Raw genomic sequence first — 4,229 nt, 5'->3', positions numbered from 1 at the left:
TTTTGCAATATATTTATTACGGATTTATTTAAAATAATTATCTAATTTGGGCAATGTAAAAGTTGTTAATCAATGATTAATAAAACACCCATTAATTACTGCATTGATGGTAATCAGCTTATTTTGTGTCCAATAAGTGTAGGCATCGCCTGCATTTCCCAAACCAGGAATAATATAGCTATGTTTAACCAAATTATCATCCATTGAATATGTATAGAATATCACAACATAATATTGTTTACAAAATCGTTTGATACCTTATAGCGCAGCAAATAAGCAGATATTTATATATCTAAACTAAACACAAAGACTTCATCAACAGCTTGTTAGAATGACAGATTGCAGTCAGATCACTGGTCAAAACACCTTCAAAGGCGATCGCATCAACAACTCTATAAACATACTCCCAGTTTGTTCAAATAAAGTACGACGCAATTGTGATTCTGCAATCCAGAAGTGCTTGCTACTTTCTGGGAAATCCCAAATTAGGCATAGTCATTATTTCTTTAGGGATGTTTTCTCAGCTATTAGTCACTAGGAATGCGTCAACTACCTCTAGCGAGTTTTTATTTTTATGACCCTGAATGTCGAGTGTAATATTAGTCATATTGCTGAATACAATAAAGCACACAGGAAATTCACAAATAGCGATTAATCAGCGTGAATTTAAAGATGACTTTAAAAATGGCTCAGTAGATATATTTTGTGAGAAAGTTAATACAAAGGTATATTCACTGATTTCAAATTCATGGATTCTTTATCTATCAATTCCTTACTTGAAGAGTTGAAAAACCCCGATGCTACAGTCCGGGACAAAGCAACCAGAAAAATCTGGCGGATCTGGTTTCAGCAAAAGGGAATCTATGGGCTGGAAATAATTGACCGTAGTCAAAAGTTACTGGATGCGGGTGAAATTGCTGAAGCTGAAACAGCGCTAACGGCACTCATTAAAGACCAGCCAGATTTTGCCGAAGCCTGGAATCGTCGTGCTTTCCTCTATTACAGTATTGGTGATTATCAAAAATCTCTGGCAGATTGTCAGATGGTTGTACAAATAAATCCGATACATTTTGGGGCACTTCACGGAATGGGGTTGTGTTATGCAGCACTAGGAGAATATGGTGAAGCGATCCGAGCTTTTAAACGTGCTTTAGAAATTCAGCCCTATTCACTAGTGAATCAAAAGTTGATTCTAGAATGTACATTTAGATTCAGCTACAACGGCAGATAGGAAAGAGCATCATACTATTTTATGAATCTGTCATCACCCTCATCAACAGCAATTCATCGCCTTAGTCGCCGCAATTTTATTCAATACGCTTCTACCTGGATTGGTAGCAGCGTTATTGCTGCTTGTACTAACAGCAACCAACCATCAATTAGCAATTCTCAGTTGGATAAAGTTACGTTAGGTAAAAACTGGATAGCACAAGCAGAACACGGCGAATTTTACCAGGTGATAGCTACTGGTATCTACAAAGACTACGGTTTAGATGCCAATATCAAAATGAGTAACTCCCAGCTTTCCAGTGCTACTCAATTATTGATGGGGGGTACGGTAGATTTCTTTATGGCATTGATGCCGTGAACGCCATAGCACAAAGTATTCCCAAAATTACAGTTGCAGCAATTTCCCCAAAAAACCCTTGGTGTCTTATTACACATCCCAACCCAGCAATTAAAATCCTTGCCTACTTCAAAGGCAAACCAATTTATATTAAATAAGTGGCATGAAAGTGCTGTAAAAAATGAGAATTAAAACTTAAAAACACAGAGGAGTTAATTCTCTGCGAACCCGTGCGTCCTTATGCGTCAAAAAAAAGGATATCAACTATGACGATAAAATTGGATGCCCTGATTCATTCTCTAGAAGGTATAGAAACCATTACTGATTCTGCACAAGTAGCAAAATTATCGCAGGATTATCACAACTTTAGCCCGGTACTTGTACCGAAACTAGAGGGGAAAGTCGGGGATATTGTAGTGCGTCCCGCCAATGAAACAGAGGTTTTAAAAGTTGCAACCGCCTGTGCGAAACACCGTATACCCCTGACAGTGAGGGGTGCGGGAACAGGAAATTATGGGCAATGCGTACCCTTACATGGCGGTGTAATTTTAGATATGACCCGGATGCAAGGGATTCCTTGGATAAAACCGGGGGTGGCGCGGGTAGAAGCTGGGGTGAAGTTGGCGGCTTTGGATAAAAAAGCCAGAGAGATTGGCTGGGAAATTCGGATGGCACCCTCAACTTACCGCACAGCGACAATTGGCGGATTTATTGCTGGGGGAAGTGGGGGTGCTGGCTCGATCCAATATGGGTTACTAAGCGATCGCGGTAATATCTTAGCACTGCGAGTAGTAACTGTAGAAGATGAACCTGGTGTGATCGAATTACGCGGTGATGATATACACAAGGTGAATCATGCTTGGGGAATTAACGGCATCATTACCGAAGTAGAAATTCCATTGGGGCCAGCTTATCCTTGGGCAGAAGTCATTGTCACTTTTGACGACTTTATGACAGCAGCAAAATTTGGTCAGGCTCTTGGTAATGCTGATGGCATGATTAAAAAGTTGATTTCTGTCTTTGCATCCCCAATACCTCAATACTTTCACGCCCTACAACAGTACATTCCTGAAGGGACTCATGCAGTATCTTTGATAATTGCTGAATCGAGTTTAGAATTTTTACCGGGTTTGGTGCAGCAATACGGCGGCCAAATTACTTATGAAAAATCAGCCGAGGAAGCAGCCAAAGGAACACATTTAATAGAATTTAGCTGGAACCACACTACCTTACACGCCCGGAGCGTAGATACTACAATTACCTATTTACAAAGTATGTTCCCTAGCGATGCCTGCGGCGGGCTGTGCCTACGCAGTTTGCAAGTAGTAGAGCAGTTCTATCATCACTTTGGTGATGAAGTGATGATGCATTTAGAATTTTTTCGCCTGAACGGTTCTGTAGTTACTGCTGGTTTGCAACTTGTTCGCTACACCACAGAAGAACGCCTCAATGAAATTATTCGCTATCACGAAGAACAAGGTGTAAGTATTGCCAATCCCCACACGTATATTATGGAAGATGGAGGCAGAAAAGTTATTGCTCCTGAACAGTTAAAATTTAAAGAAATAGTTGACCCATATCGGTTGATGAATCCTGGTAAAAGCAAGGTTATTCAATTACCAATTCAAAATTAGCAACCTACAGAAACACATACAGCAGAATTCAAGTTGGGTGTTATATACAAGCTAAGTCAATAAAGCGTGTTTTAGTTCTGTTAGGGGCGCGTAGCCCTTTCTGGCTCCTTAATTCTGCTGTATCAAAACTTTCTCTTTATAATGAACACTGAAATAAACTCCAGAATACCTGTTGCTTTAACCATTGCTGGTTCAGATAGTGGTGGCGGTGCAGGAATTCAAGCTGATTTACGCACCTTTGCTTTTCACTGTGTCCACGGTACTAGCGCTATAACCTGCGTCACGGCACAAAACACTCTAGGAGTGAAAAGGGTCGATGCTATGGCAACAGAGGCTGTTGTGGCGCAAATTCAGGCAGTAGTTGAGGATATTGGCGTACAATCTGCCAAAACCGGGATGTTGCTCAATCAGGAAATTATTTTTGCTGTTGCCCAGCAGGTGGAAGCTTTACAAATCGAGAATTTAGTAGTTGATCCAGTAATGGTGTCACGTACAGGGGCACAATTGATTGATGATGATGCTGTGAAGACTCTATCCCATACCCTGATTCCCAAGGCAGTTATCATCACGCCGAATCGCTACGAGGCACAGATTTTGAGTGGGTTACAAATTAATTCCGTGGAGGATATGCAAGCTGCTGCTGAAATTATTCACAAGACTTTACGGACGAAGGCTGTTTTAGTCAAGGGCGGCGGTATGCAGGGAGATTTGCGTGGCGTTGATATCTGGTTTGATGGGGACAAGTTGGAAGTTTTGACTTGCCAGCAAGTAGAGACAAAAAATACTCACGGTACTGGTTGTACACTATCAGCTGCGATCGCTGCTAATCTGGCTAAGGGAAATGACTTGTGGTCGTCAGTGCAACAGGCTAAGGAGTATGTAACTACTGCACTCACTTACGCCTTAGATATTGGCAAAGGGCAAGGCCCTGTAGGACACTTCTTCCCATTGTTACGAAATTAACCTCATAGTCAGTTATCAAGAGGACTGAGAACTTGGGCAGAGAGCAGAGGAGAAGAGTTTTCCCC

At 41.3% G+C, this 4,229-nt stretch carries 5 protein-coding genes; 4 read left to right on the top strand and 1 reads right to left on the bottom strand.

Annotation, left to right across the window (positions count from 1 at the left end):
* Positions 1-69: 69 nt before the first annotated feature.
* A complete protein-coding gene (locus GNF10_RS39155; RefSeq protein WP_369009420.1) occupies positions 70-255 on the bottom strand; it encodes a hypothetical protein in 186 nt (61 codons plus the stop codon).
* A 493-nt stretch (positions 256-748) separates the two neighbouring features.
* Between GNF10_RS39155 and GNF10_RS35605 the strand changes: the two genes are divergently transcribed.
* The 4 genes from GNF10_RS35605 to thiD all read left to right on the top strand — a co-directional run bounded on the left by GNF10_RS35605 (position 749) and on the right by thiD (position 4,164).
* Entirely contained in the window at positions 749-1,231 is a 483-nt protein-coding gene (locus GNF10_RS35605; RefSeq protein ID WP_114084950.1) for a tetratricopeptide repeat protein, read from the top strand.
* A gap of 21 nt (positions 1,232-1,252) precedes the next feature.
* The gene (locus GNF10_RS35600) at positions 1,253-1,588 is read left to right on the top strand and encodes a hypothetical protein (RefSeq protein WP_185581614.1); all 336 of its coding nucleotides are present in this window, start codon (positions 1,253-1,255) and stop codon (positions 1,586-1,588) included.
* Positions 1,589-1,833: 245 nt separating this feature from the next.
* On the top strand, positions 1,834-3,201 hold the full coding sequence (locus GNF10_RS35595) for an FAD-binding oxidoreductase (RefSeq protein ID WP_185581615.1): 1,368 nt from the start codon (positions 1,834-1,836) through the stop codon (positions 3,199-3,201).
* A 141-nt stretch (positions 3,202-3,342) separates the two neighbouring features.
* The gene (gene thiD / locus GNF10_RS35590) at positions 3,343-4,164 is read left to right on the top strand and encodes a bifunctional hydroxymethylpyrimidine kinase/phosphomethylpyrimidine kinase (RefSeq protein ID WP_185581616.1); all 822 of its coding nucleotides are present in this window, start codon (positions 3,343-3,345) and stop codon (positions 4,162-4,164) included.
* The last annotated feature ends 65 nt before the right edge of the window (positions 4,165-4,229 follow it).

Origin of the sequence: Nostoc sp. UCD121, assembly GCF_014222285.1 — a bacterium.
GTDB lineage: Bacteria > Cyanobacteriota > Cyanobacteriia > Cyanobacteriales > Nostocaceae > Nostoc.
This window is presented reverse-complemented; position numbering and strand designations above follow the sequence as displayed.

What these genes read in the sequence shown, in the direction of transcription:
- GNF10_RS35605 (WP_114084950.1), top strand. Translation starts at nt 749, where the DNA reads ATGGATTCTTTATCTATCAATTCCTTACTTGAAGAGTTGAAAAACCCC.
- GNF10_RS35595 (WP_185581615.1), top strand. Translation starts at nt 1,834, where the DNA reads ATGACGATAAAATTGGATGCCCTGATTCATTCTCTAGAAGGTATAGAA.
- thiD (WP_185581616.1), top strand. Translation starts at nt 3,343, where the DNA reads ATGAACACTGAAATAAACTCCAGAATACCTGTTGCTTTAACCATTGCT.
- GNF10_RS35600 (WP_185581614.1), top strand. Translation starts at nt 1,253, where the DNA reads ATGAATCTGTCATCACCCTCATCAACAGCAATTCATCGCCTTAGTCGC.